Here is a 4,220-nt window from a genome sequence, read left to right on the forward strand (position 1 = left end):
AGGGCCGCACCCCGCCGGGGCGGCCGCTGCCCGCCCTGACCGCCGACGAGGACCCGCGGCCGAGCGGCGAGCCGACCGACTCCGCGTCGTCGAGGCCGACGGCCACACCGACCACGCCCGTGCCCCGCAAGGAGCACAAGGAGCACCCCTTCACCCAGCGGCAGACCGTCGGCGCACGGGCGACGGGGCCCGTCCTCACGGACGTCCTGCCGCTGGGCGCCGGACTCCTGCTGACCGGACTCGGCCTGGGCTTCCTGGCGCTGCGGCTGCGCCGGTAGGCCTACGCGCGGGTGAGCAGGACCTTGCCGATGTGGCCGCTCTCCTCCAGCACCCGGTGGCCCTGCGCGGCCTCGCTCATCGGGAGCTCCTGGTCCACGATCGGCCGCACGTGGCCGCCCTCAATCAGCGGCCAGACGTGTTCGCGCACGGCCGCCACAACCGCCGCCTTCTCGGCCAGCGGGCGGGCCCGCAGCGTGGTGGCGGTGATGGCGCCGCGCTTGCCGAGCAGCGCCGCGATGTTGAGCTCGCCCTGGATGCCGCCCTGCATGCCGATGATGGCGAGCCGGCCGTTTACGGCGAGGGCGTCGACGTTGCGGTTGAGGTACTTCGCGCCCATGTTGTCGAGGATGACGTCGGCGCCGCCGCCCACCGTGTTCTCGCGGATCTCCTCGACGAAGTCCTGCTCGCGGTAGTTGATCAGGATGTCCGCGCCCAGATCGGCGCAGAAGTCCAACTTCTCCTTGGTGCCCGCGGTGACGGCGACCTTGGCGCCGACGGCCTTAGCCAGCTGGATCGCCATGGTGCCGATGCCGCTGGATCCGCCGTGCACGAGGAAGGTCTCGCCCGGACTCAGGTGGGCGATCATGAAGACGTTGGACCAGACGGTGCAGGTCACCTCGGGCAGCGCGGCGGCCTTGGCCAGGTCGACGCCCTTCGGCACCGGCAGCAGCTGCCCCGCGGGCACGGCGACCTTCTCGGCGTACCCGCCGCCCACGAGCAGCGCGCACACCTCGTCACCGACCGACCAGCCGCCCACCCCGGGGCCGAGCGCGGTGATCCGCCCCGCGCACTCCAGGCCGGGATACGGGGAGCTGCCGGGCGGCGGGGTGTAGAAGCCCTGCCGCTGGAGCAGATCGGCGCGGTTGACGGCGCTGGACACCACCTCGACCAGGACCTCGCCCTCACCGGGTACGGGGTCGGGGACCTCCGTCCAGACGAGCGCCTCGGGTCCGCCGGGTTCCGGAATCGTGATCGCATACATGGGCGCGAGGCTACTCCCGTGGGCCGCGCGCGCCGCCTGGACATCTCCCGACCGCGATCCCTGCCACACCAGGGAACCCGCCCGGTAGGCCCCGCCTCTCCACGGATTCCGCCTGGTGGCCCGCGCCTCTCCCGGATTCCGTATTCCGGTGGACCCCGCCTCTCCCGGATTCCGTATTCCGATGGGCCCCCGCCTCTCCTGGATTCCGCTCGGTGGCCCCCGCCTCCCACTGGATTCCGTCCGGGCCGCCTGCCCCCTGGATTCTGCTCGGTGGATCCGTCTCCTCCGGATTCCGTCCGGGCCCATCTCCCCCCGGATTCCGCCCGCCGGCTCCCGCCCTCCCACTGGATTCCGCCCGCCGGCTCCCGCCCTCCCACTGGATTCCGCCCGGTGGGCCCCCGCCTCTCCCGGATTCCGCCCGAGGGAGATCCCAGGACGGCACGGGTGGGCGAGGCGGGCGGCAGTGGGGTTGCCCGGCGCTGGGTTTCCCGAGGCTCGCCTCGGGGGTCGCTCAGTCCCGCGGCAGCGGCTTCGCGTCCGGGGCGACCTGGCGCGTCGGCGTGGCGCGCACGATGGCGATCAGCCGGTCCGTCAACTGCAGCGCTCCGACGGCCTTGTCGTCGTATCCGAGCACCCGGTGACCTCGTACGACGCTGACGACCAGGTCCTCCGTCTCCCGCGGCTTCAGGCCGACCTCGGCCTTTATCACCGGCCGCTCGATCAGATCGAGGCCGCTGCCCTGCTGGATCAGGTCCTCCATGACCATGCCCGCGTGCGGGCTGAGCACCGACAGCCCGAGCAGCCGGCCCGCCGCACTCGCGCTGGTGATCACGGCGTCGGCGCCGGACTGGCGCAGCAGCGGCGCGTTCTCCTCCTCGCGCACCGCGGCCACGATCTTCGCGCTGCGGTTCAACTGCCGCGCGGTGAGCGCCACCAGGACCGCGGTGTCGTCGCGCTGCGTGGCGATGATGATCTTCTTGGCGCGCTGCACCTCGGCACGTACCAGGACGTCGCTGCGGGTCGCGTCGCCCATGACGCCCGCGTAGCCGAGGCTGTTGGCCGCCTCGATGACCTTGCCACTGGGGTCGACCACGACGACCTGCTCGGGCTTCAGACCGGTCGCGCAGACGGTCTCCACCGCGCTGCGGCCCTTGGTGCCGAAGCCGACGACGACAGTGTGGTCACGCAAGTTGGACCTCCAGCGGTTCAGGCGCCATTCCTCCCGGGTCCGTTCGGTGAGGACTTCGAGCGTGGTGCCGACCAGGATGATCAGGAACAGCACCCGCAGTGGCGTGATGACGAAGATGTTGATGAGCCGGGCGGTGTCGCTGACCGGCACGATGTCGCCGTAACCGGTGGTGGAGAGGGTGACGGTCGCGTAGTAGAAGGCGTCGAGGAGGTCGACCTTGCCGTCGGAGTTGTCGGTGTATCCCGTGCGGTCGAACCACACGATCATCGCGGTCGCCACCAGCACGCTGAGTGCCATCAGGACGCGGCGGGCGACCTGGCGCAGCGGACGTTCGACGATCCGGCGGGGCAGCTTCACCCGGTACGTGGTCGTCTTCTCGTCCGCTTGGCGCGCCATGGCGTCATGGCCGGCCAGTTTCACGTGAAACACCCTTCGTCGCCGACGGGGCCCGGAGCGTGGCCCGTCGCGTTCCGCCCCGATTTCACCGGGGAGTTGAGGGCGCCGAGGGATCCTCCGGTCGCGGGCCCCCAGGACCAGGGCAGGTCGAGGATCTCGACCTCCTGGCCCTCCTGGGCACCACCCGGCGGCACGACCGCGAGCCCGTCGGCGGCGGCGATGCCGCGCAGCATGGCCGGGCCGTTGTAGTGCAGCGGCACCGCCCAGTCGTGCCCGCTGCCGCTGTCCTCGCGCAGCACGACGGGGACGAGCCGGGTGTCGTACGGATGGCCGTGCACGGCGCCGCGCAGGGGAGCACCGTACGGTTCCTCGTCCTGGCCCCGGCCCGAGAGCGCCCGCAACAGCGGCTCGGCGAGCGTCAGCAGCCCGGAGACGGCGGCCAGCGGATTCCCCGGCAGCCCGACGAGGTGCTTCCCCTCGTGCAGGCGGGCGAGCAGCATCGGATGGCCGGGGCGCACCGCGACACCGTCCACGAGGAGGTCGGCGTCGAGGGCGCGCAGGGTGGGGTGCACGTGGTCGACGGGGCCCGACGCGGTGCCGCCTGTCGTCACGACGAGGTCGGCCTTGGCCCCCCGGACGGCCTTGAGCAGTGCCTTCGCGTCGTCGCCGATCCGGCGCACGGCGGTCACCTCGACGCCGAGCGCGCGCAGCCAGTGCGGCAGCATCGGGCCGAGGGCGTCGCGGATCAGGCCGTCGCGGGGGAGACCCGAGGTCAGCAACTCGTCGCCCAGGACGAGCACTTCGGCCCGCGGGCGGGGCACGACGACCACCTCGTCGTAGCCCGCGGCGGCCGCCAGACCGAGCACGGCCGGGGTGACCAGCGCGCCCTCGGGCAGCAGCAGGTCGCCGCTGCGGCACTCCTGTCCGCGCGGCCGGATGTCCTGGCCGTGCGCGACGTCGCGCAGCGGGTGCAACTGGCCCTTGGCGTCGGTGCGTCCGTGCTCGCTGCGGATCACTGCGGTGGTGTCGGCGGGGATGCGCGCGCCGGTCGCGATGGTCGCCGCCTCGCCGTCGGCCAGCGGTGCGGGCAGCGCGTACCCGGCGAGGATTCCCTCGTCCCGTACGTCCCAGGGGCCCGGCCCCGACACGGCCCAGCCGTCCATCGCGGACGTGTCGAAGGAGGGCAGGTCGGTCAGGGCGGTCAACGGCGCGGCGAGAACGAGGCCGAGGGCCCGGTCCAGGGCGACGCGCGCGGCGCCGCGCGGCAGGGCGCCCTGTCCCTCGGGTGCGGTGAACAGGCCGTCCGGGAAGGGAAGTTGGCTCTCCTCACCGGGTGCGGTGCCCTCGGGGGTCGCGGCCGGGCGGGCCCGGTGC

General features: G+C 73.1%; 3 protein-coding genes and 1 pseudogene. 1 reads left to right on the forward strand and 3 read right to left on the reverse strand.

The window, feature by feature from the left end; all coding sequences use genetic code 11:
- Positions 1 to 278: pseudogene (locus G3I40_RS20270) on the forward strand (hypothetical protein); the annotation flags it as partial.
- A 2-nt stretch (positions 279 to 280) separates the two neighbouring features.
- On the opposite strand, the gene G3I40_RS20275 reads toward G3I40_RS20270, so the two are convergent.
- The 3 genes from G3I40_RS20275 to G3I40_RS20285 form a co-directional block, all read right to left on the reverse strand.
- A complete protein-coding gene (locus tag G3I40_RS20275; RefSeq protein WP_164303555.1) occupies positions 281 to 1,261 on the reverse strand; it encodes an NAD(P)H-quinone oxidoreductase in 981 nt (326 codons plus the stop codon).
- 511 nt (positions 1,262 to 1,772) lie between these two features.
- Positions 1,773 to 2,870 (reverse strand): potassium channel protein, encoded by a 1,098-nt coding sequence (locus G3I40_RS20280; protein WP_164303556.1) that lies wholly within the window; start codon positions 2,868 to 2,870, stop codon positions 1,773 to 1,775.
- On the reverse strand, positions 2,867 to 4,220 hold a 1,354-nt coding region (locus G3I40_RS20285; protein WP_164303557.1), incomplete at its 5' end, for a molybdopterin molybdotransferase MoeA. The genes G3I40_RS20285 and G3I40_RS20280, both read right to left, overlap by 4 nt.

Origin of the sequence: Streptomyces sp. SID14478 (assembly GCF_010548525.1) — a bacterium.
Taxonomy (GTDB): Bacteria; Actinomycetota; Actinomycetes; order Streptomycetales; family Streptomycetaceae; genus Streptomyces.